Annotated in this window: 19 protein-coding genes; 10 read left to right on the forward strand and 9 right to left on the reverse strand. The window is 65.0% G+C overall.

Going from position 1 to position 25,648, the window contains the following annotated elements; translation table 11 throughout:
* Positions 1–73: 73 nt before the first annotated feature.
* Both J2X54_RS12505 and J2X54_RS12510 read right to left on the reverse strand, forming a co-directional pair.
* Positions 74–1,615 (reverse strand): methyl-accepting chemotaxis protein, encoded by a 1,542-nt coding sequence (locus J2X54_RS12505; RefSeq protein ID WP_310181084.1) that lies wholly within the window; start codon positions 1,613–1,615, stop codon positions 74–76.
* A gap of 9 nt (positions 1,616–1,624) precedes the next feature.
* Positions 1,625–2,449: a transporter gene (locus tag J2X54_RS12510; RefSeq protein WP_310181086.1), complete on the reverse strand. Its 825-nt coding sequence runs from the start codon at positions 2,447–2,449 to the stop codon at positions 1,625–1,627.
* Positions 2,450–2,696: 247 nt separating this feature from the next.
* On the opposite strand from J2X54_RS12510, the gene J2X54_RS12515 reads away from it, so the two are divergent.
* From J2X54_RS12515 to J2X54_RS12540, 6 genes are read left to right on the forward strand one after another with little or no spacing between them, the layout of a single operon-like run.
* On the forward strand, positions 2,697–3,944 hold the full coding sequence (locus J2X54_RS12515; protein ID WP_310181088.1) for an HlyD family efflux transporter periplasmic adaptor subunit: 1,248 nt from the start codon (positions 2,697–2,699) through the stop codon (positions 3,942–3,944).
* Positions 3,945–3,954: 10 nt separating this feature from the next.
* Complete coding sequence (locus J2X54_RS12520) at positions 3,955–4,617, forward strand: ABC transporter ATP-binding protein (protein ID WP_310181090.1); 663 nt, start codon at positions 3,955–3,957, stop codon at positions 4,615–4,617.
* 9 nt (positions 4,618–4,626) lie between these two features.
* Positions 4,627–5,874: an ABC transporter permease gene (locus tag J2X54_RS12525; protein ID WP_310181091.1), complete on the forward strand. Its 1,248-nt coding sequence runs from the start codon at positions 4,627–4,629 to the stop codon at positions 5,872–5,874.
* Entirely contained in the window at positions 5,871–7,073 is a 1,203-nt protein-coding gene (locus J2X54_RS12530; RefSeq protein ID WP_310181092.1) for an ABC transporter permease, read from the forward strand. Before J2X54_RS12525 ends, J2X54_RS12530 begins: the two co-directional genes overlap by 4 nt.
* Before the next feature lie 13 nt (positions 7,074–7,086).
* Complete coding sequence (locus J2X54_RS12535; protein WP_310181093.1) at positions 7,087–8,529, forward strand: sigma-54 dependent transcriptional regulator; 1,443 nt, start codon at positions 7,087–7,089, stop codon at positions 8,527–8,529.
* Between the two features lie 7 nt (positions 8,530–8,536).
* Positions 8,537–9,835: an ATP-binding protein gene (locus J2X54_RS12540; RefSeq protein WP_310181095.1), complete on the forward strand. Its 1,299-nt coding sequence runs from the start codon at positions 8,537–8,539 to the stop codon at positions 9,833–9,835.
* 71 nt (positions 9,836–9,906) lie between these two features.
* Here the strand turns inward: J2X54_RS12540 and J2X54_RS12545 are convergent, their stop codons facing one another.
* Complete coding sequence (locus J2X54_RS12545) at positions 9,907–11,532, reverse strand: methyl-accepting chemotaxis protein (protein WP_310181097.1); 1,626 nt, start codon at positions 11,530–11,532, stop codon at positions 9,907–9,909.
* A 254-nt stretch (positions 11,533–11,786) separates the two neighbouring features.
* On the opposite strand from J2X54_RS12545, the gene J2X54_RS12550 reads away from it, so the two are divergent.
* Together J2X54_RS12550 and J2X54_RS12555 are read left to right on the forward strand one after the other, a co-directional pair.
* On the forward strand, positions 11,787–13,205 hold the full coding sequence (locus tag J2X54_RS12550; protein WP_070250600.1) for an L-cystine transporter: 1,419 nt from the start codon (positions 11,787–11,789) through the stop codon (positions 13,203–13,205).
* Between the two features lie 74 nt (positions 13,206–13,279).
* A complete protein-coding gene (locus J2X54_RS12555) occupies positions 13,280–13,618 on the forward strand; it encodes a hypothetical protein (RefSeq protein WP_310181102.1) in 339 nt (112 codons plus the stop codon).
* 50 nt (positions 13,619–13,668) lie between these two features.
* Here the strand turns inward: J2X54_RS12555 and J2X54_RS12560 are convergent, their stop codons facing one another.
* From J2X54_RS12560 to J2X54_RS12575, 4 genes are all read right to left on the reverse strand, one after another.
* Positions 13,669–15,090 carry an OmpP1/FadL family transporter gene (locus J2X54_RS12560; protein ID WP_310181104.1) on the reverse strand — a complete coding sequence of 474 codons (1,422 nt, stop codon included), beginning with the start codon at positions 15,088–15,090 and terminating at the stop codon, positions 13,669–13,671.
* 236 nt (positions 15,091–15,326) lie between these two features.
* A complete protein-coding gene (locus J2X54_RS12565) occupies positions 15,327–18,584 on the reverse strand; it encodes an efflux RND transporter permease subunit (protein ID WP_310181106.1) in 3,258 nt (1,085 codons plus the stop codon).
* A 6-nt stretch (positions 18,585–18,590) separates the two neighbouring features.
* Positions 18,591–19,760: an efflux RND transporter periplasmic adaptor subunit gene (locus J2X54_RS12570; RefSeq protein WP_310181108.1), complete on the reverse strand. Its 1,170-nt coding sequence runs from the start codon at positions 19,758–19,760 to the stop codon at positions 18,591–18,593.
* A gap of 209 nt (positions 19,761–19,969) precedes the next feature.
* Positions 19,970–20,389: a divergent PAP2 family protein gene (locus J2X54_RS12575; protein ID WP_310181110.1), complete on the reverse strand. Its 420-nt coding sequence runs from the start codon at positions 20,387–20,389 to the stop codon at positions 19,970–19,972.
* 140 nt (positions 20,390–20,529) lie between these two features.
* On the opposite strand from J2X54_RS12575, the gene J2X54_RS12580 reads away from it, so the two are divergent.
* Positions 20,530–21,612 (forward strand): DUF475 domain-containing protein, encoded by a 1,083-nt coding sequence (locus tag J2X54_RS12580; protein ID WP_310181112.1) that lies wholly within the window; start codon positions 20,530–20,532, stop codon positions 21,610–21,612.
* Positions 21,613–21,649: 37 nt separating this feature from the next.
* Positions 21,650–22,018, forward strand: coding sequence for a hypothetical protein (locus J2X54_RS12585; RefSeq protein ID WP_070250583.1), 369 nt, complete (start codon positions 21,650–21,652; stop codon positions 22,016–22,018).
* 155 nt (positions 22,019–22,173) lie between these two features.
* Here the strand turns inward: J2X54_RS12585 and J2X54_RS12590 are convergent, their stop codons facing one another.
* A complete protein-coding gene (locus J2X54_RS12590) occupies positions 22,174–24,453 on the reverse strand; it encodes a hypothetical protein (RefSeq protein WP_310181115.1) in 2,280 nt (759 codons plus the stop codon).
* 119 nt (positions 24,454–24,572) lie between these two features.
* Entirely contained in the window at positions 24,573–25,589 is a 1,017-nt protein-coding gene (locus J2X54_RS12595; RefSeq protein ID WP_404990907.1) for a serine/threonine protein kinase, read from the reverse strand.
* Between the last annotated feature and the right edge of the window lie 59 nt (positions 25,590–25,648).

A 25,648-nucleotide genomic window follows, 5' to 3' on the forward strand; every position in this document is an offset into this window, starting at 1 on the left:
TCCAGATCGCGTGTTGAGGTTGCTCAAATCATAGCATGGTCTCATCTTAAGATGACACCAAGAAATGTTGCCGTCACGCCAGCCGGAATACCTGCACCACGCCCGCCAGTTGATCAGCCTGTTCCTGCAGCGCGCCGGCGGCAGCGGCAGCCTGCTCCACCAGCGCGGCGTTTTGCTGGGTGGCGCTGTCGATGCTGACAATGGCCTGGTTGACCTGGTCGATGCCCAGTTCCTGCTCGCGGCTGGAGTTGGCGATGTCGCGCACGATGGCGTTGACGCGGCCGATGCTGGCCACCACTTCATCCATGGTGCCGCCGGCCTGGCCCACCAGCGCGCTGCCCGCTTCCACCTGGCCGGCGGAGGCGTCGATCAGCAGCTTGATTTCCTTGGCAGCCGCGTCCGACCGCTGCGCCAGTCCGCGCACTTCGGACGCCACCACCGCGAAGCCCCGGCCCTGTTCGCCGGCGCGCGCAGCTTCCACGGCAGCGTTCAGGGCCAGGATATTGGTCTGGAAGGCGATGCCCTCGATCACGCCGATGATGTCGACGATGCGCTGCGACGACGCGTTAATTTTCGCCATGGTGGTCACCACTTCGGTCATCACGGCGCCGCCGCGCACGGCCACTTCGGTGGCCGATGCCGCCAGGGTATTGGCTTCGTTGGCGTGGCGGGTGTTGTGATGGACCATCGTGGTCATCTCTTCCATCGACGACGCCGTTTCTTCGAGCGAACTCGCTTGCGATTCGGTGCGCGCCGACAGGTCTATATTGCCGGCCGCGATCTCGCCCGAGGCCAGCGCGATGGCGTCGGTGCCGCCGCGCACCTGGCTCACGATGCGGTGCAGGCTGGTGTTCATGTCGCGCAGCGCGCGCTTGAGCACGCCGGTTTCGGAGACGTCGTCGTCGCCCACCTCGATCCGCTCGGACAAGTCGCCCTGGGCCACGCGGGCGGCAAAGCCCACCGCCTGGTTCAGCGGCGTCAGGATCGAGCGCGCCAGGGCGCGGCCCATCACCAGCGACACCAGCGCCGCCAGCGCGGCGAAGCCGATGATCTGGTAGCGCGAACGGGTGACGGCCGCGTCGCCCACCGCCTTGGTGGCCTCGGAGTTCTTCTCGATGACGTCGCTCAGCCCCGACATGCTTTTCTCGAGCACGCGGAAGCTTTCCATGAATGCGCCGAACTGCGCCTGGGCGGCGTCCTTGTCGGACAGCGCCAGCGTCACCATCTGCTGGGCGCTGGTCAGATAGCGGTCAACGTCGGGGCGCACTTGCCGCATGGCTTGCTGGATTTCGGCGTCGGTGGTGGCCGCGCCCATGTCGTCGATGAGTTTGCGAAACAGCGCGATATGCTCGGCGGTGTCCTCGCGCACGCCCTTGATTTCGGCAGCGTCGTTGCGGTCCGCCGCCAGCCGCGCGGCCAGCACGTCGGCGCGCAGCGCGTCGTGCATCATGTCCGCTTGTAATTGATCCTTCATGGCCGAACCGTTGACGGTGATGGCATCCATGGCCCCGCTCATCACGGCCACGGCCTGGTAGCCGACCAGGCCGACCAGCCCCACGAACACCAGCGTCACCAGGTTAGAGAGCAGCAACCGCCGCTTGATGGTCCAGCTCATGCAGAACTCCTAGAATTTGAGCGACAAGCCGACCGTCCAGCTCCAGTCGGGGGCGTTTTTATTGAGGGCCCGCGCGACAGCGGTATCGACCTGCACCGATTTGCTCAGCAGCCATGCGGCGCCCACGTCAACCGTATTGATCGAACCGCCGTCGCGCGCATGGGCGACTTGCTGCGCGGAATATTCAACGAATGTGCGCAGGCGGTCGTTCCACTCCTTGCCCAGTACCACGGCAAAGATGCCGCTGGTAAAACGCTGGCCGTCGTCGTTGCGCTGGCGCACCACGCCCGGCATCACGCCCAGGCTCATGTCGGCGGGCAGCTCCCACTCGGCCACCACGCGCAGGGAGCCGCCCTTGCCGGGCGCGCGGAACGGCGCCGAGCCGGTATCGAGCTCCCAGTGCGCCAGCACGCCCACGGATGGCCGCGCACCCTCCTCGTCCAGCGCATGCCATTTCACGCCGACAGCGGTGTCGGCGTAGCCGCTCTCGCGCAGGCGCTGGCCGCTGGCCTGGTTGTCGGCGGTGGCGCGCATGCGACCATCGGTTTCCACGCGCAACTCCCAGTCCTCGGCAATGCCAAGGCGCAGCAAGGTGGGGGTGGAGACGGTGCGTAATTTAAAACCGTTGGATTTGTCGCGCTCGACGGCAACGCTGGTTTCGATCTGGAAGCGCCCCTTGCCCACCACGTCGCTCGACTCGACGAAGTCGGGACGGTCAGTGACGATGGCGTCGTCGTCCTCGCCGGCGATGGCCGATCCGGGCAGCATGGGCAGCATCAGCGCAGTGAGCACGCTCAGCAGGCCGGGCACAGTCGCGAAGTTTTTGATAGTCATTTCTTGCCTCGCATTGTTGATTTTGTGTCCCCACGGTATCACATTGTTTTGAATCAACGGTTGGTAAATTTCCACAAGCAGCCTGGTGTCCGGATCCGGACGGTGGTGCCCGGCGGCGGGCATACGGGCGCCTGCACTGCAATGTTGGCCGCCATCTAACACTTTGATTCGACAGGTATTTTTATGATGACAGCCGCTGGCACGGTGGTTGCACCAGTTCCCGCCATACTTACTTGCCGGAACACTTATGGACCAACCGATCAATCCTCGCTTCACCGCCCGCCGCCGCACCACCATCGCGCTGGTCGTTACGGCCGTCCTGGCCAGCGTGTGCCTGGCGGCGTGGGGCCTGAACCGCGCGGTGGGCGCCAGCGTTGCGGCCGACAGCGTCACCATCGCCACCGTGCGCGCGGGCGGCATCGACAACACCATCAACGCGTCCGGCATCGTCATCCCGGTGCACGAGGAGCAGGTGGCCAGCCCGATCCAGAGCCGGGTGGGCAAGGTCCATGCGCGGCTCGGCCAGGAGGTCAAAGCCGGCGACCTGCTGCTCGAGCTCGACAATCGCAGCGTGGTACTGGCAATCGACAACATCCGCGAACAACTGGCGTTGCAGGAAAACCGCATCGTCGCGCTGACCCAGGAGCTCGACCAGAAACGCAAGCAACTGGCCAGCGCCATCGAACTGCTGCAACTGGACTTGCAAGCCACGCGCGTGAAGCTGGGCCGCTACCAGACCTTGCGCAAGGCGGGCGGCGTGTCGGCCGAGGATTTGCTGACGGCCGAACTGAATGTGCAGCGCAACGAGATTTCCCTGCGCCAGCAGCAGGAACTGATCGAGGACAGCCGTCGCGCCACGTCCACCAATATCGACGGCGCCCGGCTGCAAAAGAACATCCTCAACAAGCAGTTGCAGGAGCAGCAGCAGTTGCTGGCGCAGACCGCCGTGCGGGCGCCGTTCACTGGCATGCTCAGTGCGCTGCTGGCCGATGAAGGCGCCAGCGTGGCGGTCGGCCAGATGCTGGCGCGCGTGTCCGAACCGAACAACTACAAGGTCGAGGCGTCGCTGTCGGACTTCCATGCGCGCGCGCTCGATCCGGGCCAGGCCGTGCTGGTGGAGCAAGGCAACGTCAAACTGCGAGGCGTGGTGCAGACCATCCTGCCCGAGATCCAGAACGGCACCGTCAAGCTGCTGGTCGTGCTCGACGAACCGCACCACGCCATGCTGCGCAACAAGCTGCGAGTGGAGGTCAACATCATTACCGCGCAAAAGAACCACACCCTGCTGGTGGACGCCGGGCCCGCCTTCAACGGCCGTGGTCCGCAAGACGTGTTCGTGGTGCGCGATGGCGTGGCGCGCAAGACCGTGCTCGACATCGGCGCCGGCGACGGCAAGGCGGTGGAAATTTTAACAGGCGCCCGCGCGGGCGACCGCCTGATCACATCGGATACCAGCCGCTACAAGGATCGCGACAGCGTTCGCATCGACAACTAAGAGGACCAATATGATACGCCTGCACCAAGTGAGCAAAACCTACCGCACCGACAAGGTGGAAACGCTGGCCCTGAAAGACATCGACCTGCATATCGCCAAGGCAGAGTTCGTCAGCATCATGGGCCCCAGCGGCTGCGGCAAAAGCACCCTGCTCAACCTGATCGGCCTGCTCGACGTACCGGGCGGCGGCACCATCGCGGTCGGCGGCCGGCCGGTGGCGTCGTACCAGGACAAGCACGTGGCGCAGCTGCGCAACAGCACGTTCGGCTTCATCTTCCAGAGCTTTCACCTGATTAATGACTTGCGCGTGATCGACAACGTCGAACTGCCGCTGCTGTACCGCGACCTGCCCGCCAAGCGGCGCACCCGCATGGCGCGCGAGGCGCTGGAAAAAGTGGGCCTGGGCGCGCGCATGGACCATTACCCGAACCAGCTGTCGGGCGGCCAGCAGCAGCGGGTGGCAATCGCCCGCGCCATCGTCGGCCAGCCGCAGGTCTTGCTGGCCGACGAGCCAACCGGCAACCTCGACAGCCAGATGGGCCGCGAAGTGATGGACATCCTGCTGCAACTGCACCGCGAGGGCACCACCGTGGTGATGGTCACCCACAACGAACACGACGCCCGCCTGGCTTCGCGCATCGTGCGCGTGTTCGACGGCCAGCTGGTCGCGTAAGGGGGCGCCATGTTCAGGAATTACCTGCTGACGGCGTGGAAAGTGTTCATGCGCCGCAAACTGTTTACCGCGATTAACCTGCTGTGCATCGTGCTCACGCTGGTGGTGCTGATGGTGGTCACGGCGCTGCTGCAAAACACCTTCTTTCCCACCGGGGTAGAAGGCAAGAGCGGGCGCTTCGTGCAAATGATCTTGATGGAGTCGAGCCATTCCACCAAGGACAACCGCCGCAATGGCCTGTTCGGCTACAAGGTGATCGAGCAGTACCTCAAACCGCTGCAAGGCCAGGGCGGCGTGGAGGCGGTGTCGGCCACGCTCTTTCCACAGTCGGTCTCGGTGTACCAGGAAGGCCGCGTGAGCGAGGTGATGATGCGCCGCGTCGATGCCGAGTACTGGAAGATCCTCGATTTCAACTTGCTGGCAGGCCGCCTGCCCACCCAAGACGATGACGCCCACGGCCGCATGGTGGCCGTGCTCAACGCGTCCACCGCGCGCCGGCTGTTTCCCGGACTGCCCTACCTGGACCAGAAGGTCAGCGTCGGCGGCCAGCTGTTTACCGTGATCGGCGTGGTCGAAGATGCGCTGCACCTGAATGCCTACGCCGATATCTGGACCCCGATCACCACCCTGCCCTCCACCGAATACAAGGGCGAAACATACGGCATGTTTACCGTGATGGTGCTGGGCCGCACGGCCGCCGACCTGCCCGCCATCAAGCAGCAACTGATCAGCGTGGCCCGCACCGTGCCGCCGGTCGATCCGAACAAGATGGATCGCAACCGTTTCTGGGGCGATACCAAGCTCGAGGTGTTTGCCCGCACGCTCACGTCCAGCCGTGCCGAGGATGCCGGCGTGGGCAAGCTGCTCACCGCCATCGTGGTGCTGATGCTGCTGTTCATGGCCCTGCCCGCGCTCAACCTGGTCAACCTCAACATGGGCCGCATCCTGGAGCGCAGCAGCGAGATCGGCGTGCGCAAGGCCTTTGGCGCCACCAGCGCCCAGCTGGTGGCGCAGCTGGTGCTGGAAAACGTGCTGCTGTGCCTGGCGGGCGGCGTGATCGGCCTGGCGGCGGCCGCCGGCGTGCTGTGGTGGCTGGAAAACTCCGGTCTGATACCGTACCTGCGGGTACAACTCAACCTGGCGGTGTTCGGTTACGGCTTGCTGCTCACGCTGGTGTTCGGCGTGCTGTCGGGCGTGATCCCGGCCTGGAAAATGTCGCGCCTGGCGCCCGTACAAGCCCTGAAAGGAACCGCATGATGCTGCGCCACCTGTTGAAACTGATCTGGCGGCGCAAGTCGCGCAACCTGCTGCTGAGCCTGGAAATTTTGCTCGCCTTCGTGCTGGTGTTCGCGGTGGCGGCGTTTGCCGCGCGCTACGTCCAGCTGCAACAGCTGCCCACCGGCTTTTCATACCGCAACCAGTGGATGGTGCAGATCCGCACTGAAAAACCGCTGGTCAACGACGCTGCCGTCTACGACCAGGTACAGCGCAACCTGCTGGCCCTGCCCGAGGTGGAGCAGGTGGCGTTTGCCGCCCTGCCCGTGTACCAAATGTCGCGCCGCTCCGGCACATACGAACGCGCCGACGGTACCGGACCGATCCGACTCGACGTCCAGGATGCGAGCGACCAGTACGGCCCGACCATGGACATGCGCGTTGCCAGCGGGCGCTGGTTTTCCAGCGCCGACGACGGCGCCGACACCACGCCGGTCGTGATCAACCAGCTGGCGGCCGAGCGCCTGTTTCCCGGTGCGGTCAAAGCAGCCGTGGGCAAACTGTTTTCCGACCCCAGCGATGAGAACAATCCCACCCGCTACCGCGTGGTGGGCGTGGTTGACGCATTCCGCTCGCAGGGCGAATTGATGGACCCGGTGCCGTTCATGCTGCCGCGTTTTCGCCCCGGCGTGGGCAAGGAGGCGATGACGATCATCATGCTCAAGCTGCGGCCCGGCACGCCGCGCGCGTTCGAGAGCGCGCTCAGCACCCGCATCAAGCAATTGCAGCCGCAATGGTCGCTGGTGATCACGCCGCTGACCGAAGCGCGCGCATCCATGCTGAGCCTGCAATTGGTGCCGCTCAAGATCGGCGCCGTGATTGCCGCCTTCCTGCTGGTGATGGTGGCGTTCGGGCTGTTCGGGGTGCTGTGGCAAAACACCATGCAGCGCACGCCGGAAATCGGCCTGCGCCGCGCGCTGGGCGCCGCGTCAGGCAGCATCTACCGCCAGATCATCGCCGAACAATTCCTGCTCAGCTCGGGCGCCATGCTGGTGGGCCTGCTGTTGCTGGTGCAGTTGCCGCTCACCGGCGTGATGAGCGAAACGCTGAACTGGCCGGTGTTCTGGGTGGCAGTGGCGCTATCGGCCGCTGTGATCTATCTGCTATCCTTGCTGTCTTCGCTGTACCCGGGCTGGCGCGCCGCGCGACTGAGCCCGGTGCAGGCGCTGCACCACGAATAAGGCTGTCGCATCCATGGAATCACCCCGCAAGCACTGCATCCTGATAGTCGATGACGACAGCGCGGTCCAGGTCTCGCTGGCGCTGCTGCTCAAGCAGGCCGGCTACGCCACCGTGTGCAGCGACGACCCGGCCGAGGCCCTGGCGGCACTGGCGCGCCAGCCCATCGACCTGGTGCTGCAGGACATGAATTTTTCGCTGCACACCAGCGGCGACGAAGGCTTGCAGCTGCTGGCCGCCATCAAGCAAAGCTACCCCGCGCTGCCGGTGCTGCTGATGACGGCATGGGGGTCGATCGGCCTGGCGGTGCGCGGCATGCAGGCCGGCGCCGCCAACTTTTTCACCAAGCCGTGGGACAACACGCAGCTGGCCGAGCTGGTGCGGGCGACGCTCGATACGCTGACGCCGCCAGCCCCGCTGGCGACGTCAGCAGCACCGTCGCCTGCGACGTCGCACGCCCTAGAGCGCCGCGCACTCGACGCCCGCTTCGATTTTACCGGCATCGTCGGCGAGCACCCGCGCCTGCTCCAGGTACTGGCCACCATCGGCCAGGTGGCCGCCACCCGGGCGCCGGTGCTGATCCTGGGCGAGAGCGGCAGCGGCAAGGAGCTGGTGGCCGACGCCATCCACCGCAACAGCCCGCGCGCGCAGCAGGCCATCGTCAAGATCAACATGGGCGCGATTACGCCCACGCTGTTCGAGAGCGAAATGTTCGGCCACGTGCGCGGCGCGTTTACCGATGCGCGCACCGACCGCAAGGGCCACGTGGCCAGCGCCCACCAGGGCACGCTGTTCCTCGACGAGATCGGCGAACTCAATCGCTCCGACCAGGTAAAACTGCTGCGCGTGCTGCAAGACCAGACATACCAGGCGGTGGGCGCCAGCCGCACCGAGCGCGCCGACATCCGCGTGGTGTCGGCCACCAACCGCGAGCTGGCCGAGCTGGTGGCGGCCGGCGACTTTCGCGAAGACCTGTTCTATCGCCTCAACCTGATCACCATCCGCCTGCCGGCGCTACGCGAGCGGCGCAGCGACATTGCGCTGCTGGCGCGCCACATCCTCACCGACGTCGCCCGCAGTTACGGCCTGGGGCCGGCCACGCTGGCGCCGCAGGCGCTGGAATGGCTGACGGCCCAGCCGTGGCCCGGCAATATCCGCCAGCTCAAGCAGACGCTGGAACGCACCCTGCTCCTGGTTGGCAAGACCGAACTGAAACAGGCCGACTTCATCGCCGCCGGCCAGCATGAACACGGCGGCACCGCGTCGGCCAACCGCCGCCTGGGCGTGGACGGCATGACGCTCGAGCAGGTGGAGCGCCACATGATCGCCCACGCACTCGACCAGCACCAGGGCAATATCTCGCGCGTGGCCAAGGCGCTGGGGCTCAGTCGAACCGCACTGTACCGGCGCCTGGAGCGGCATGGCCTGGGCACGGCAGAGTTCGAAAATCAGCCATGAGGTGCGCATGACGTTGCGCCACAAGCTGTACGCGTACCTGGTAGCGATGCACGTGCTGGTCATCGTGGCCGTGGTGGTGCTGCTGCGTGAGACGCCGCAGACCATGCTGCTGCTGGAGGGCGCGCTGCTGGTGAGCCTGTTCGCGGGCTTGCGCCTGATCCGGCGCGCGCTCGAGCCGCTCGGCTACACCCGTCACTTCCACGACCTGCTGCAAGACCAGCACTACGCGGCGCGGCTGCAAGGCAGCAGCGACGGCGAGCTGGGCGAACTGGTGGCGCTGTTCAACAGCATGCTCGAGCGGCTGTACCGCGAGCGCCTGCAACTGGGCGAGCAACAGGGTTTCCTCGACCGGCTGCTGGAGGCCACCCCGAGCGCGGTAATCGTGTTCGATTTCGACGGCAACATCAGCCTGCTCAACGCCAGCGCCCAGGCGCTGCTGGGCAACGGCGGCGCGCTGATGGACCAGCTCGACGCGGTGCCGCTAGGCGAGAGCCGCATGATCAGCGCCCTCGATGGCCGCCGCTACCGCTGCCAGCGCGGGCAATTCCACGATCGCGGCTTCCCACGCCATTTTTTGCTGGTCGAGGAACTGACCGAGGAACTGGAAAGCTCGGAAAAATCCACCTACGACAAGCTGATCCGCGTACTGGCGCACGAGGTCAACAACACGGTGGCGGCCACCGGCTCGGTGCTCGATTCGCTGCTGTATTATCGCGGCCAGCTGGCCGAGCGCGACGGCGAAGACTTCGGCACCGCGATTGCTGCCGTCAAGCAGCGTAACGTGCGCCTGGGCGAATTCATCGAACGGTTTACCCGCGTGGTGAAAATGCCGGCGCCCGAGCTGCGCCCGTGCGCGCTGCGCGACATCATGGACGACATCCTCTACCTGTACCGCGAACCGTGCCGCAGCCGCGGCATCCAGATCGGCTGGGGCCGCTGCGACGACGCGCCATTGCTGCCGCTGGACCGGCAACTGATGGAGCAGGCGCTGCTCAACGTGGTCAAGAATGCGATGGAAGCGGTGGATCAGGCCGGCGGCGCCCGGCCATCGATCGCGCAGTGCATCGAATTCGTGCTGGTGTGCGACGACGGCGCGGTGCGGCTGTCGGTATTCGATACCGGCAACCTGCTCGGCGGCGTGCCGGCCGAGCAGTTGTTTACGCCGTTCTTCACCACCAAGAAAGGTGGCCAGGGCATCGGCCTGCTATTCGTGCGCGAAGTGATGGGCCGCCATGGTTTTCAGTACCGGCTGGCAGCCACCGGCGACGGCCGCACCCAGTTCGAGATGATGGTGCAGGCGGTTTAACGACGACCGGGAGAACGAATCAAGAGCCAGGCAAGGTAATCCGTCATTCCCGCGCAGGCGGGAATCCAATGTCAATGCGCGGCCAGGCGCGCCACCGCCTTGCGCGGCGCAGCCAATCTCGCCGCCACCGGCGCCGCCGCCAGGCCATCGACGCGGAACACGCTGACGATCCGCTCCAGGTTGGCCGCCTGCTCCTGCAACGCTTCCGCCGCTGCGGCAGCTTCTTCCACCAGGGCTGCATTTTGCTGGGTCACGGTATCCATCTCGGTGATGGCCTTGTTGATCTGCTCGATGCCGGCGCTCTGTTCGTTGCCGGCGCTGGAAATTTCCACCATGATGTCGTTGACGCGCTGCACGCTGGCCACCACGTCTTCCATGGTCTGGCCCGCCTGTGCCACCAGTTGGCTGCCCACTTCCACTTTCTCGACCGAATTGCCGATCAGCTCCTTGATCTCGCGCGCGGCGGAGGCCGAGCGCTGCGCCAGGTTGCGCACCTCGGTGGCCACCACCGCAAAGCCCCTGCCCTGCTCGCCGGCGCGCGCCGCTTCAACGGCCGCATTGAGCGCCAGGATATTGGTCTGGAACGCGATGCCGTCGATGACGGCAATGATATCGACGATCTTGCGCGAGGACTCGTTGATGGCGCCCATCGTATCGACCACCTGCGCCACCACCGAGCCGCCCTGGCGCGCCACCGTGGTGGCGGTGTCGGCCAGCGCATTGGCCTGGCGGGCGTTGTCGGTATTCTGGCGCACTGCGCTGGTGAGCTCTTCCATCGACGAGGCGGTTTCCTCGAGCGCGCTGGCCTGCTGTTCGGTGCGCGACGACAGGTCCTGGTTGCCTGCGGCGATCTGGGTCGATGCGGTGGCGATGGTCTGGGTGCCGGTGCGCACTTCGGTGACGATGGCCGACAGCGCATCGCGCATCATCTTCATCGCGTGCAGCATGCTGTGGTTGTCGTCGTGGCGGGTATCGACCACCACCGTCAGATCGCCGGCAGCGATGCGGCCGGCGATATCGGCCGCATAACCGGGCTCGCCGCCGAGCTGGCGCAGCAGGTTGCGGGCGATCATCACTGCGGCCACCACGCCGATGGCGATCGCCAGCGCGCTCAGCGCCAGCATCATGGTGCGCGCCCGCGCGTGCGCGATGCCTGCAGCTTGCGCATCGGCCTGGTTGGTGGCGCGTTGCAGGGCGGCGTATTCATCCATGGCGTCCTGCCACTTCTGGGTTACCGGACCGGCCTGCTTCATCAACAATTCGGTGGCGGCCACGTCCTGGTGACTGCGGGCCAGCTCGAACACCTTGTTGTTCAGCTCGCGCGCCTGGTTTTGCAGGCCGGCGATGCGTTCACGGATGGCCATCCCGGCGACCGTGGCCGGCATCGCCGCCAATTTGTCGCGCGCCTCGTTGTAGGCGTTACGGGCGGCGGTGACCTTGTTCATTTCATTGACGATGGCGGCATCGTTCTCGAGCAGCACGACCGTGCGCGATACGCGCGCCACGATGTGCACCGACTCCGACATCTGCCCCACCAGGTCGCTCTTGACGGCGTTTTCATTGACCACACGGTCGAGCTTGGCATGGATCGTGCTCATGTTGAACACGCCCAGTGCCGAAATCGCCAACAACAACACCAGCACCAGGCCGAAACCCAAGCTCAGCTTGGTTCCAACCTTCATATGTTTGATTGCCATGCTCACTCTCCGAAATACCGATGAAAGATGATTCTAACTGGCAAGCGATTACTTCAATGCAATAAAATAAAAGGAGTTTTATGTGTCGTGGCGATTTGACCACGAAACCTTTATAAAGGAATATGCTGAGCATATAAGCAATTATTCGTTCCTTGAAACCTTTCCGTATCCCGCAGCAGGATCAACCCCTATAAAATAGCTGGACCCGCTGCGTTTTGGCGGGCTTTATTTAATTGCAGTGAAAGAAGAACAATATGGCGATCAACGTGATACTGAACCTGGTGGCGGCTGCCGTCCTGCTGGGCGTGCTTTACATTCTGCAGCGCCGCAACGCGTCCTTTTCGGTGCGCGTGTTCACCGGCATGGGGCTGGGCGTGGCGCTGGGCGCGGTGCTGCAGGCCATCTACGGTGTGACCGCACCCGAGCTGGCCACCACCAACGAGTACCTCGACATCGTCGGCTCCGGCTACATCAAGCTGCTGCAGATGATCATCATGCCGCTCATTATGGTGTCGATCGTCTCGGCCATTCTCAAGCTCAAGGGCATCGATTCGCTGGGCAAGATCAGCGCGCTGACCATCGGCACGCTGATGCTGACCACGCTGGTGGCGGCCGTGATCGGCATCCTGATGGCCAAGGCGTTCAGCCTCACTGCCGTGGGCCTGACCGCCTCGGCCGCCGACGTCGCGCGCGGCGTGTACCTGGAAGGCAAGGTCGGCACGGCGCAGGCGATTTCGCTGCCCAATATGCTGCTGTCGTTCCTTCCGGCCAACCCGTTCCTGGACCTGACCGGCGCGCGCAAGACCTCCACCATCGCGGTAGTGATCTTTGCGGTCTTCATCGGCGTGGCGGCGACCGGCATCCACGACAAGAAGCCCGAGCTGTTCAGCTCGTTCGACCATTTCGTCAAGGTTGCCCACGCGATCGTGATGCGCATCGTCACGCTGGTGCTGCGCCTGACGCCGTACGGCGTGTTCGCGCTGATGGCGGGCATGGTATCCACCTCGAGCCCGACCGACATCCTGCACCTGATCGACTTCGTGCTGGCCTCGTACAGCGCCTTGCTGCTAATGTTCATGGTGCATTTGCTGATCGTCACCGGCGCCGGCCTGAACCCGCTGCGCTTCGTGAAGAAAATCCTGCCGGTGCTGACCTTTGCGTTTACTTCGCGCAGCAGCGCCGGTTCGATTCCGATGAGCGTGGCCACCCAGACCCAGCGCCTGGGCACGTCCGAGGGCATCGCCAACTTTGCCGCCTCGATCGGCGCCACCATCGGCCAGAACGGCTGCGCCGGCATCTACCCGGCCATGCTGGCGATCATGATCGCGCCAACCGTCGGCATCGATCCGTTCACGTTTAACTTCATCGCACCGCTGCTGGCCATTATCACCATCGGTTCGGTGGGCGTGGCCGGCGTCGGTGGCGGCGCCACCTTTGCGGCGCTGATCGTGCTGTCGTCGATGAACTTGCCAGTGGCGCTGGCGGGCCTGCTGATCTCGATCGAGCCGCTGATCGACATGGGCCGCACCGCGCTCAACGTCAGCGGCTCGATCACGGCCGGCACGCTGACCAGCCGGGTAATGGGCGAGACCGATATGGCCGTCTTCAACAGCGATGCCGACCTGTCGATCGACAGCGACAGCAGTGACAAGGACAACAGCAAGCGCGCCTGATCGAAAAAACAGGGAACGCGCCCGCGCGGCGCTGGTCTAAATTTTCCTCTTGCTTTTTTTGAAAGGAAAAAATCATGACTTCCCTGCATACCTTTGGCAAAATTGCGCTCAGCGTGGCACTGGGCGCAGCCTTCCTCGCCGGCTGCGATCGCCGCCCGGCCGACCAGCCAGCCAGCCCCTCGGCTTCGCCCGAATCGGCCACTCCCACCCCCGCCTCCCCCGGCAGCACCACGCCTGGCGCCACCGGCTCGGGCAGTGGCGGCACCGGCACCGGTGGCACCGGCACAGGCAGCTCCGGCACCACGCCGGGCAGCGGCAGCAGCTCGGGCACCAGCGGCGCCGATACCAGCGGCTCGGGCAATGCCGGTTCGGGCTCGGGTACTTCCGGCACGCCCCCCACCAGCGGCCAATAACGCCAAAAGGGCCCCGCAGGGCCCTCTGGTGCTACACCGTCGGGAACGGCTTAGAACTTGTAGTTGTACGACAGGCCCAGCAAGGAGATGTGGGTCTGCGCTACGCCACGGGTGGTTTCGCCGTTGCCGGTGCAAGTACGCGACAAGGTGTTGCACAGGTTGGTGTAGTTCAGCGGCGCATCCTTGAAGTCGAGGTAGCTGTACGCCATGTCGATCGACGAGCGGTCGTTCAGCTTCCACTTGGCACCGAACGAGTACTGGAGGCGGTCGCTGTCCGGCAGTGCCGGGTGGCGCAGCTCGGCGCTGACCACCGGCGATTCGTCGTGGGCGATACCGGCGCGCAGGGTCAGGCTGTCGCTATAAGCGTAGCTGGTACCGAGCGACAGGCGCATGGTGTTCTTCCATTGCTGGCGGATCACTTCGGCGCCTTCCGGCGTGCCCGGGAATTCGATCAGCAGGTCGCCCATGCGGTTGTGGCGCGACCAGGTGATATCAGCCATGCCGGCCCATTTCGAATCGAACTGGTGGAAGATATTGCCGGAAATGGTTTCCGGCGTGCGCAGCTTGACCAGCGCGGCCGAGTTGACGCGGTGCGACGCGGACTTGAGCGCGGCGTTGACGACCGGGTCGGTGGTCGAGTTCGAGAATTCCCATACCGTGCTGCCCTTGAGCTTGTGCGCAATCGACGAGCGGTAGGACAGGCCGAAACGGGTGCTTTCATCGACCGTGAACATGTAGCCGAGGTTGAAGCCATAGCCCCAGTCCTTGACGCTGTTCGAACCATGGCCGTCGCCGGCGGTGGCCAGCAAGGCCGGGTTGCCACCCGCGGCAACGATGCCTGCCAGCAGTGCCTGGCGCTGCGCCGCGTTGGCAGGCGATTGCAGCTGGGCGATGGTGCCGCGCACGTCGACGCCCTGGCCCAGTTCAGCCTTCATGAACTCGGCCGAGACGCCGAAGCCGAATGCGTGGCGCTCGTTGACCTTGAACGACAGCGACGGGTTCAGGGTGACCGACTTGAGCATCACGTCGGTCAGCGCGTAACGGCCGGCCCAGGTATCGCCGTAGTCGAGCTTGGAGCCGTACGGCACGAACAGGCCGATACCGGCAGTCCACTGGTCATTGATTTTCGTGCTGGCGTAGATCGACGGCGCAGTTTTCACCGACGGCACGTAATCGGACGGGTTGCCGCCGCCGGTCGGGCTGCCCACGAAGCGGGTCGAGCCGGTGTCGTTGTAGGTCGAATGCGGCACCACGAAGGTGGCGCCGGCGCTGATTTGCGTGCCTTCCAGGCGCGACAGGCCGGCCGGATTGTAGAAGATGGTCGACGGGTCGTTGGCTTCGGCGCCGCTGGCGTCGGCCGTGCCTTGCGCCGACACGCTCTGCGAACCGAAGCGATAGCCAGAAGCGTGGGCGTTGAACGAAAGCGCGCCGATGGCGGCGGCAATGACCAGGGGAAGAATCTTACGTTGCATGGTGTCGTCTCTTTTTGTAGGGTTGTCATGTTCCGGCGCCGTGTCAACCGGGCTGGGCGACAAGATGCTGGAAGGCCAGCAGCTTACCTGATGGAAGTCCGCGCACGAAAGTCAAGTTACTAGAGGAAAGCCCCTAATTTTCCGCTTGAAACCGAGCGCTTGCTCTGCACTGAGAATAAACAAAAGGGACCAGCGGTCCCTTTTGAAACAAGCACTTATCCGGTTCCGGCCTGGATTTACGCCACTTTCTTGTCGAGATCGACGTGGTCGGTGGGCGGTCCCTTGCGGGTGCCATCGATCAAGAAGCGCACCGCCAGCATCACGATGCGGTAGACGAAGCGCACCAGGATCAGGAACAGCACGATCTCGATGGCAGTAATGATCACCGCCAGTGGCAGGCCGAAGTTGCCGGCCCGCGCGCCCCAGTACGCCATGCGGCGCTGGAACTTGCTGGCCAGGTTTTCACGCTTGATCTCGATGCTGTCGTAGAACGTCGGCACCATCAGCAAGGTCAGCACGGTCGAAGTGATGGTGCCGCCGATGATGGCCACCGCCATCGGACGGTAGAACTCGCCGCCCTCGCCCAGCGCCAGCGCCACCGGCAACATGCCCGCAATCAGCGCGAACGTGGTCATCAGGATCGGCCGCAGGCGCATGCGGCCCGCGTACATCAGCGCTTCTTCACGGCTGTGGCCTTCTTCCTCGCGGGTGCGGGCCGCTTCCAGCAGCAGGATGGCGTTCTTGGCCACCAGGCCCATCAGCATGATCACGCCGATCAGGCTCATCAGGTTGAGGGTGCCGCCGGTAATCAGGAGGCCCAGCACCACGCCGATCAAGGACAGCGGCAGCGACAACATCACGCCGATCGGCGCCATGAAGGAACCGAACTGCATCACCAGGATCAAATACATCAGGCCCACGCCGGACAGCAGCGCAATGCCCATGGCGCCGAACACTTCCTGCATGTCCTTGCCGGCGCCGCCCAGCGACAGGCCGTAGCCGGGCGGGAAGTCGATCGACTCGGCCAGCGCCTTGGCGGCATTGGTCACTTCGCCGTCCGAGCGGCCCTGGGCGTTGGCAGTGACGGTGATCACGCGCTTGCCGTCCTTGTGCTTGATGGTTGACGGGCCCTTGCCCATGGTGACGGCAGCGATCTGGTCGAGCGGCACCATCTGGTTGGTTCCCACCACGGAAATCGGCAGGCGCTCGATGTTTTCCGCGCTGGCGCGGTCTTCCGGCGCCAGGCGTACCGCCACGTCGCGCGATTCACCGGTCGGATCCACCCAGTCGCCCACTTCGATGCCGGCAAAGGCTACCCGCAGCGCTTGCGCGGCGTCGCCGGCGGCGATGCCCATCGAGTTGGCCAGGCCACGGTTGAGCACGATTTGCAGCTCGTCTTTCGGATCCTGCTCGGACAGCGTGACGTCCACTGCGCCCGGCACCTTGCGCAGGCGCTCCATGTAGTCGGTGGTGATTTCCATCAGCTTGCGCGAATCGGCGCCGGTGAACTGGATCTGCACCGGCTTGCCGCCGCCGTTGGCCAGGTCGTCCTGCACCGTGTATTCGGCGCCGACCAGGCCGGCCAGCTTGGCGCGCAGCTCCTTGGCCACCTCGGCCGAGGAACGGTTGCGCTCATGCTTCTTGCCCAGGTCCACGTAAATCTTGCCGCCAGCCACATTCACGTAAGCATTGGTCTGCTTGACTTCCTTGATGGTGAAGGCGATGTCGGCAGCGTTCTGCAGTTTCAGGCGTGCATACTCGAGGCTGGACGACGACGGCGTGCGCACATCGACCGCAATGGTGCCGAAGTCGGAGGCCGGCAGGAAGCTCGAACCACCCTTGAAGTGCTGCAGGGCCAGGGCGCCGACAAACGAGGCCACGGCGATCAGGCCCATGGCGGTACGGTGGCGCAGCGCCCAGGCGATCACGCGTCCATAACGGTCGGCCTGGTGGTCGAACCAGATATTGAAGCGTTCCAGCACGCGGCTGATGCCGGTGCGCGGCTTGGTATGGTGGTCCGGCGGGTCGCCCCAGAAGGCCGACAGCATCGGGTCGAGCGTAAACGAGATCAGCAGCGACACGGCCACCGAGCAGGTCACCGTCAGCGCGAACGGCCGGAACCACTCGCCGGTAATGCCGGGCATGAAGGCAACCGGGATGAACACGGCCATGATCGAGAACGTGGTGGCAGCGACCGCCATGCCGATTTCCGCCGTGCCCTTGAGCGCAGCCGTGCGACGGTCCGCGCCCATCTGCATGTGGCGCACGATGTTTTCCCGCACCACGATGGCGTCATCGATCAGCACGCCGATCGCCAGCGACAGGCCCAGCAAGGTCATGAAGTTGAGCGTGAAACCGCACAGCCACACGCCGATAAAGGCGGCCAGCACCGAGGTGGGCAGCGACAGCGCCGTGATCAGGGTGGAGCGCCACGAGTTGAGAAACGCGTACACCACGAAAATGGTCAGCCCGGCGCCGAACACCAGCGCCTCGATCACGTTGTTCAGGCTCGATTCGGCGTCCTCGCCGCCGTCCTGGGTAATTTCCAGTGCGGTGCCCTTGGGCAGTTCCTTGTTGATCTCGGCGGTGAGCTTGCGCACCGCGTGCGCCACCGAGACGGTGGACGCATCACGCGAACGCGAAATCGAGATGCCGACGTTGGGTTTGCCCGACCGCACGCTGAGCGAACTCATTTCGGCAAAGCCGTCTTCGATGGTGGCCACCTGCGACAGGCGCACCAGGTCGTCGCCATTGCGCTTGATCACCACCTGCTGGAAGTCTTCGGGACGCTCGATGCGCCCCACCAGGCGGATGCTCTTTTCGTCGAGCTCGCCACGCACCTTGCCGACCGGCGCATTGGTGTTCTGGTTGCGCAGCGCGTTGACCACGTCGCCCACCGATACATTGTATTCGCGCAGCTTTTCAGCCTTGAGCAGCACGGAAAGCTCGCGCTTGAGCGAACCGTCGATATTCACCGACGACACGCCGTCGATGCCGCGGAAGCGGTCGGCCAGCTTGTCTTCGGCCAGGCGCGAAATGGCCGAATGGGTTTGCGCGGTGGACGACAGCGCCAGCTGCATCACCGGCTGGGCCGACGTGTCGATCCGTTGCAGGATCGGTTCGCGCATCTCGATCGGCAGCTTGTAGCGTACCGAGGCGATGGCGTTGCGGATCTCGTCGGACGCCTCGATCAGGTTCTTGCTGAAGCCAAACTTGACCTGGATGCGCGCCGTGCCTTCCGACGCGGTGGAATTGGTTTCGGTCACGCCGGTAATCGACTGGAACGATTTTTCCAGGCGGTTGATGATCTCGCGCTCGACCGTCTCGGGCGAGGCGCCCGGGTACGGAATGCTGACGATGATGAACGGGATTTCCACGTCCGGGTTCTGGTTGACCCGCAATTTGCTCAGGGCCATCAGGCCCAGGCACATCATGGCCACGATCAGCACGATCGTGGCGACCGGCTTCTTGACACTGAAATTCGATAAGAACATGGCTGTTTATTCCTTCTTGTCTGCCACGGTGGCGGCTGGCGCCGAAGCGACGGCCTGGGCCGGTTTGACCACTCTCGGGGCAATGAACGCCACCTTCAGGCCATCCTTGAAGTTCGAGCCGGGCACGCGCATGATGGTGTCGCCGGCAGCCAGGCCCGACAGCACCTGCCAGTTGCCGGTGCGCTCGTCGCGGGTGCCGATGCCCAGCATCGCCTTGCTCATCACGCCGTTTTTTACGCGCCACACATAATTGATGTCGCCAGCCTGCACCAGCGACGACTGCGGCACCGTCAGCGCGGCACTGGTTTGCGATTCCACCCGCCCTTCCGCGTACAGGCCGGCCACGCGCGGCTGCGATGGCCCGGCAAACGACACCAGTACTTCCACTTGGCGGGTGACCGCATTGGCGGCCGGATCGACGCGCTTGACGGTGCCGGCAAAATTCTGGCCCGGGTAGCCGTTGACGCGGAACAGCACCGGCTGGCCCACCTTGACCACGCCGATCTTGTCGGCCGACACCGTGCCTTCGAAGCGCATGCTGGCCGGATCGATCACCTTGACCAGTTCCTTGCCCACTTGGGCGGTGTCGCCGCTGGAGACCTTGCGTTCGCTGACGATGCCGTCGAACGGCGCGCGCACCACGGTGCGGCCCAGTTGCTGGCGCGCGGTCACCAGGCGCGACTTGGCGGCAGCCAGCTCGCTCTGGGCGGTGTTGCGGCGCAGCTCCATGTCTTCGAGCGCCTGTGACGACACCATGCCCGACGAGCGCAAGGTGGTCTGGCGCTCGAGCATGCGCTGGGTCTGGTCCAGCGATTGCTGCGACGCGCGCGCAGCCTCCTCGGCCGAATTGACGTTGTCGCGGATCGAGGTTTCATCGAGGCGCAGGATCACGTCACCTTTTTTGACCGGTTCGCCATTTTCCTTCAGCACTTGCAGCACGATGGCGCTCACTTCGGCGCGCAGGTCGGCGCGGCGCTCGGGCTGGATCGAACCGGTGATGACCGGGCCGGACGCCAGGCCGGTCGATTGCACCACCAGCGTGTCTTCGCTTGCAACCTGCAAGGTGATATTGGCGGCCTTGGCGGCCGCTTCCTTTTTCTCGGCCTCCTCGTCTGATTTGTTACACCCCGCCAAGGCTGTAGCGACGGCGATAGCGAGCAGGGTTTTGCGCAACATAGTGAATCTCCGGATGATGGACAGGTAGTAATTAAATTTAATTAGAATTTTAGCCAGACTACAGCGCGCAGAGTATCCACGAGTGACCGAAAGTGGTCAATGCGCCTGCGACAAACGGCAGAATCTGTGGCTGAATTGCGAAATGGGGGGATGAACGGGAATTCGGGGGATAGCCGGAGGAAACCGGCTATCGGTGGCGCAACTGCGAATCAGCGGCCGAAGAAGTGGTTGATGACGTGGGCGATGGCGATACCGGTGCACAGGCCGCCGGCAATTTCCACCAAGGTGTGGCCCATGCGCTCGCGCAGCCACTGGTGGCCGTCATCCTTGCCGGCGAGCCGGTTGATGGCCGCCGCCTGCTTGCCCACGTGCTGGCGCAGGCTGTTGGCGTCGATGATGACGATGAAACACAGCGTGACCGCCACGCCGAAAGCCGGGTGGCCGATGCCCTCGCGCAGCGCGATCAGGGTGGCCATGCTGGAGACCACCGCGCTATGGTTGCTGGGGAAACCGCCGTTACCGACCAGGTTGAACGCCCATTTTCGCGCCTTGGCGCTGTTGATCAGGAACTTGATCGGGCCCACGGTGATCCATGTAATAAGTGGTGTGACGAGATATGCGATGTCCATCCGATAATCCTTGAGTTTTTTGTGGCGCAAATTTTGTGGCGCAATTATCGCAGAACCGCGCACGGCGGCCCAGCGATGATGCCTAACCATCTACAACTGGGCTAAAATTGCTTCATCCCTAAACTTCCAAGAAGAACAATATGCGGCACTTTGGTGTTTCCTTTGCAGTCACCTTCATCCTCATGGGCCTGGCCGGCTGGTGGGGTTTCAATCACGGCGGCAGCGCCGGCATGCTCTCGGCGCTGTGGATTTGCGCCGTGCTGGGCGTGATGGAAGTCTCGCTGTCGTTCGATAACGCGGTGGTCAACGCGTCCGTCCTGCGCCACTGGAACGAGTTCTGGCGCAAGCTGTTCCTCACGGTCGGCATCCTGGTGGCCGTGTTCGGCATGCGGCTGGTGTTTCCGCTGCTGATCGTCTCGGTCGCCACCGGCCTGGGCCTGTTCGATGTCTGGACCATGGCCACCACCACGCCCGACGAATACTCGCGCCACCTGACCGAGGCCCACGCGCAAGTTGCCGCTTTCGGCGGCGCCTTCCTGCTGCTGGTGTTCCTCCACTTCCTGTTCGACGAGGACAAGGAACACCACTGGCTGGGCTGGATCGAGGAAAAACTCGGTTCGATCGGCACCGGCGGCCTGGCCGTGCTGCTCACCCTGGCTGCCGTGTTCGGCTGCATGACGATGGTGCCGGAGAAAGATAAATTAAGCGTGCTGACCGCCGGCGTGGTCGGCGTGGTGGTGTACCTGGCGGTGTCGTGGCTGTCCGACCTGCTCGAGCAGGATTCACCGGTGGAGGTCGAGGATGGCGACACCACCGAGTCCGGTGTGGGCAGCAAGAGTGGCACAGGTGGCGTGGTTGCCACCGTCGCGCGCGGCAGTATCGGCGGCTTCTTGTACCTGGAAGTACTGGACGCCTCGTTCAGTTTCGACGGCGTGATCGGCGCCTTTGCCATCACCAAGGACGTGGTCATCATCATGCTGGGCCTGGCCATCGGCGCCATGTTCGTGCGTTCGCTGACCGTGTTTTTGGTGCACAAGGGCACGCTGGACGAATACGTGTACCTGGAGCACGGCGCCCACTACGCGATCGGCATCCTGGCGCTGATCATGCTCACCAGCGTGAAATACCATATTCCCGAGTGGTTTACCGGTTTGTCGGGCGTGGCGTTCATCCTGATCTCGCTGTGGTCCTCAATCCGTTATAAACGGCGGCACGCTGCGTGATAAGATTCCCGATCTTGCATAACTTGACTGCCCATCCATGAAATCTAAACGCGTGTTGCTGTACTTTATCGGCCTGGTGGTTGTCGCCATGCTGGCTTTTGCCGCCTATACCTGGACCATGCTCAACGTGTCCTACTCGGACGGCGAACGGGCCGGCTACCTGCAAAAGTTCTCGCGCGTGGGGTGGTTCTGCAAGACTTGGGAAGGTGAAATTCTGCTGACGTCGATGCCGGGTGCGATCCCCGAGAAGTTCTTCTTCAGCACGCGTGAAGAGGCGGTGGCCAAGGAGCTGTCGGCGGCGATCGGCAAGCGCGTGGTGCTCGGTTACGCGCAGCATCGCGGTGTGCCGACCCAGTGTTTTGGCGAGAGTGAGTATTTTGTGACCAAGGTGACGGTGCAGCAGTAAGCGGTTGCTCTGCTCGACCGGTCCATGCATCCCCGCCTGCGCGGGGATGACGGCATCACGTTTGCCGGCTCACGGACATCCTTGCGTTCACTGACCTGAAATCCGTCCTCCCCGCGAACGCGGGGATCCATAGAACGCCAGCTGAGCGGCAACGTTTACCGCGACCGCCACACCGGCTGCACCATCCGCGCCTCTTTGCGGGCCCGCGCTGCATCCAGCGTTTCCACTACCCCACCCTCGGTCACGGTCAGTTTGGCCAGCACCTTCTGCGCGGCGCCATAGCGCCGCGTTTCCAGTTCCACCATCTGCTGTTTGGCTGCCGTCATGGCGGCCGTGGTGTCGGCGACCTTGCGCTGCAACTCGGCGTGGGCCCTGGCCGCTTGCAGCAAGGCCTGCTGCGCCGCGAGCTTTTCCGCCACGGCTGCCAGCGCGGCCAGTTCCTGCTGCTCGCGCTCGCGCACGGCAGCGAGTTGATTCTCCTCGGCGTCAGCACGCTGGCGAGCGGCTTCAGCCACGGCCTGCTCCGCTTCCAGGCGGCCGGCAATCGCTTGCGCGGCCTTCGCTTCCGCTGCCGTGGTGAGACGTTGCTGCGTAAGTTTCTGGTTGATCAGCGCCAGCGATGCGCGCTCCGCCGCCACGAAGTCCTGCTCCGCTGCCAGCAAGGCCTGGGCGGCGGCCGCTTTTTCCTGTTCCACCCGGGCGCGCTCGGCGTGCGCCACGCCCAGTTCCACGGCCAGGCGCGCCTGCGCTTCCAGCGCGCGGGCAGCTACTGCTTTCTGGTCGGCTTCCAGCGCCACTTGCGCGGCCATCTGGCGTGCGGCTTGCGCTTCGGCCTCCGCAGCTGCCGCCAGCCGCTGTTCGGCGGCCTGCTGTTCCTGCAATGCGGCGGCCTGCTGCTGTTCGGCGGTCGTGCGCTCGCGCGCGGCTTTCTGCGCGCCCTGCTCGGCTTCCAGCCTGGCGCGCAAGGCGGTCAGCGCCTGCTGCTCGTCGGCGGCGCGTTGTTGTTCGGCTTGCAACGCGGCCAGGGCCTGGGCGGCGCGTTGCGTGGCCAGCTCGTTGGCTTGTGCTTGCGCCGCGACGTGCAGCGCCAGCGTGGCCGCTTCCTGTTCTTCGGCCTGGTTCTGGCCGGCGGCCAGCTCGGTGGCGGTGCGCGCCAGTTGCGTGCGCTCGTCGGCCAGGGCGGCGGCGCGCTGGTGTTCCTGTGCCTGTACGCGCGCCGCGTCGGCGGCGGCGATATCGCTGGCCTGGCGCAGCTTGGCCTGGTCCAGCGCCAGCGCTTCGGCTTCCACCTTGGCGTGGGTGTCGAGTTCCGCTTCCTGCTCGGCCTGCACCCGGGCCAGCGCCACCGCGCGCAGCTGGTTGTCGGCTTCGATGCGCGCTTCGGTGGCGGCCATGATGCGGGCGTCCGCTTCGCGCCGGGCCTGGGCGCTGGCGGCGGCCACCATTTCCAGCCGTTCGCGGTTGAGCGCCACGTCGCGGATTTCCTTTTCGGTTTGCAGGCGCAGGTGCAGCGACTGGGCGGCGCTGCGGTCCGACTCGGCCTTGGCCAGGGCGATCTGCTCGCGCTCCTGCTCCAGGTGGGCCAGCGCGCGTGCTTCTTCCAGCGCCCGCACTTCGGCGGCGGCGCGGTTGAAGGCCGATTCGAGCGCGATCTTGTCGGCGCGCTCGCGCTGCACGGTCAGGTCGAGAGCTTCGGCTTCGGCTTCGGCCAGCATCTGCGCGGTCTGGCGCGCCGAATGGGCATGGCGCTCGCGCTCGCGCGCCATGGTGGCCACGCGGGCGTCGGCGCTGGCAATGCCCACCACCTGGTCCTTGGCGGCCTGCACCGCAGCCACGCGTTCGACCGCCTGCAGGCGGGCCTGTTCGGTTTCCACTTCCAGTTCGTCGGCGGCGCGCGCGGCCTGGGCGGCGAGCGCCGATTCGACCGCGATCTGCTCGGAGGCGCGCAGGCGGCTTTCGTTTTCGGCACGGGCGCGCTGTTCGGCAGCCTGGCGGATCAGGTTGTCCGCTTCCACGCGGGCGCGCAGTTCGGCGGTTTCCTGCTTGACCGCGTCGAGCCGGGCCACGCTGGCCTGGGCGGCGGCGCGCAGCGATTCGAGGCGGTCGCGGTTGGCGGCAATCGCGTCTTCGGAGGCCTGGGCGTTTTGCTGGGCGGCGGCAGCGGCGGCGGCGTCCATGGCGGCGCGGTCTTCGGCCAGGGCGCGGGCGCGCGACTCGGCGTGGGCGCGGTTTTCGGCGGCGCAGGCGGCTTTCGCTTCGGCTTCCACGCGGGCGATGGCTTCCTGGATCGCCTTCATTTCCATGGCTGCGCGCGGCGCGTTGACGGTGGGCGCCGGCTCGTCGTGCAAGGTGACCTTCGGCAGCGTGTCGGACAGGGACGTGAAGGTGGCGCTGTCAATCTCGACGGTATCGATGGGGGCCAATTGTGCTTGCATGAGGGTTCTCGCTGACGATATGTCCCGATCCACACCGGGACTTCTGAACAGTCATTATCGAACAGCGAGGCAGCCGGCCGAATGGCAAGCAGAGCGGGAAAAGCCCGCTATTTCGGTCGTTAGACGGGCAGCGGCGGCTCGTCCATGAGGGCGACCTGCTCGCGCAGCTCGAGGATGCGGTCCTGCCAGTACTGCTGGGTGTTAAACCACGGGAACGCCACCGGGAAGGCGGGATCGTCCCAGCGCCGGGCCAGCCAGGCCGAGTAATGGATCAGGCGCAGCGTGCGCAGCGCTTCGACCAGGTGCAGCTGGCGCGGGTTGAATTCGCAGAAGTCTTCGTAGCCGGCCAGGATGTCGCTCATCTGGCGCACCTGGTCGGCGCGGGTACCGGACAACATCATCCACAGGTCCTGGATGGCCGGGCCCATGCGGCTGTCGTCGAAATCGACGAAGTGCGGGCCGGCATCGGTCCACAAGACGTTGCCGCCGTGGCAATCGCCGTGCAGGCGCAGCTGCGGCAAGTCGCCGGCGCGGTCATAGCTGCGGCGCACGCCATCCAGGGCCTGCTGCGAGATGCTGGCGTAGGCTTCGGCCAGGTCGGCCGGAATGAAGCGGTTGGTTTGCAGGAACTCGCACGGCTCGACCCCGAAGGTGGCGATGTCGAGCGCCGGGCGGTGCTGGTACGGCTGGATGGCGCCGACGGCGTGGATGCGGGCGATGAAGCGGCCGGTCCATTCCAGCACGTCCGGGGCATCGAGCTCGGGTGCGCGGCCGCCGTGGCGAGTGAACACGGCAAAGCGGAAGCCGTTGAAGTGGTGCAGCGTGGCGCCCTGCACGGCCAACGCCGGCACCACGGGAATTTCGCGCGCGGCCAGTTCGTCGGTAAAGCCGTGTTCCTCGAGGATGGCGGCGTCGCTCCAGCGGCCCGGGCGGTAGAACTTGGCCACCAGCGGCTTGCCGTCTTCGATGCCGACCTGGTACACGCGGTTTTCGTAGCTGTTGAGCGCCAGCAGGCGGCCGTCGCCGCGCAGGCCGATGCTGTCCAGCGCATCGAGCACGCACTCGGGGTTGAGGGCGGCGTACGGGTGCGGCGCGGCCGCACCTTTGGCAACGCCGCCGTCGTGGGCGTCGGCCATGGCGGCGGCCAGTGCGGCGGCGCGGGCGTCGGCGGCCGCGTCGGCAGCTTCGTCCTCGT

It is taken from the genome of Duganella sp. 3397 (assembly GCF_031456625.1).
Classification (GTDB): Bacteria; Pseudomonadota; Gammaproteobacteria; order Burkholderiales; family Burkholderiaceae_D; genus Rugamonas; species Rugamonas phyllosphaerae.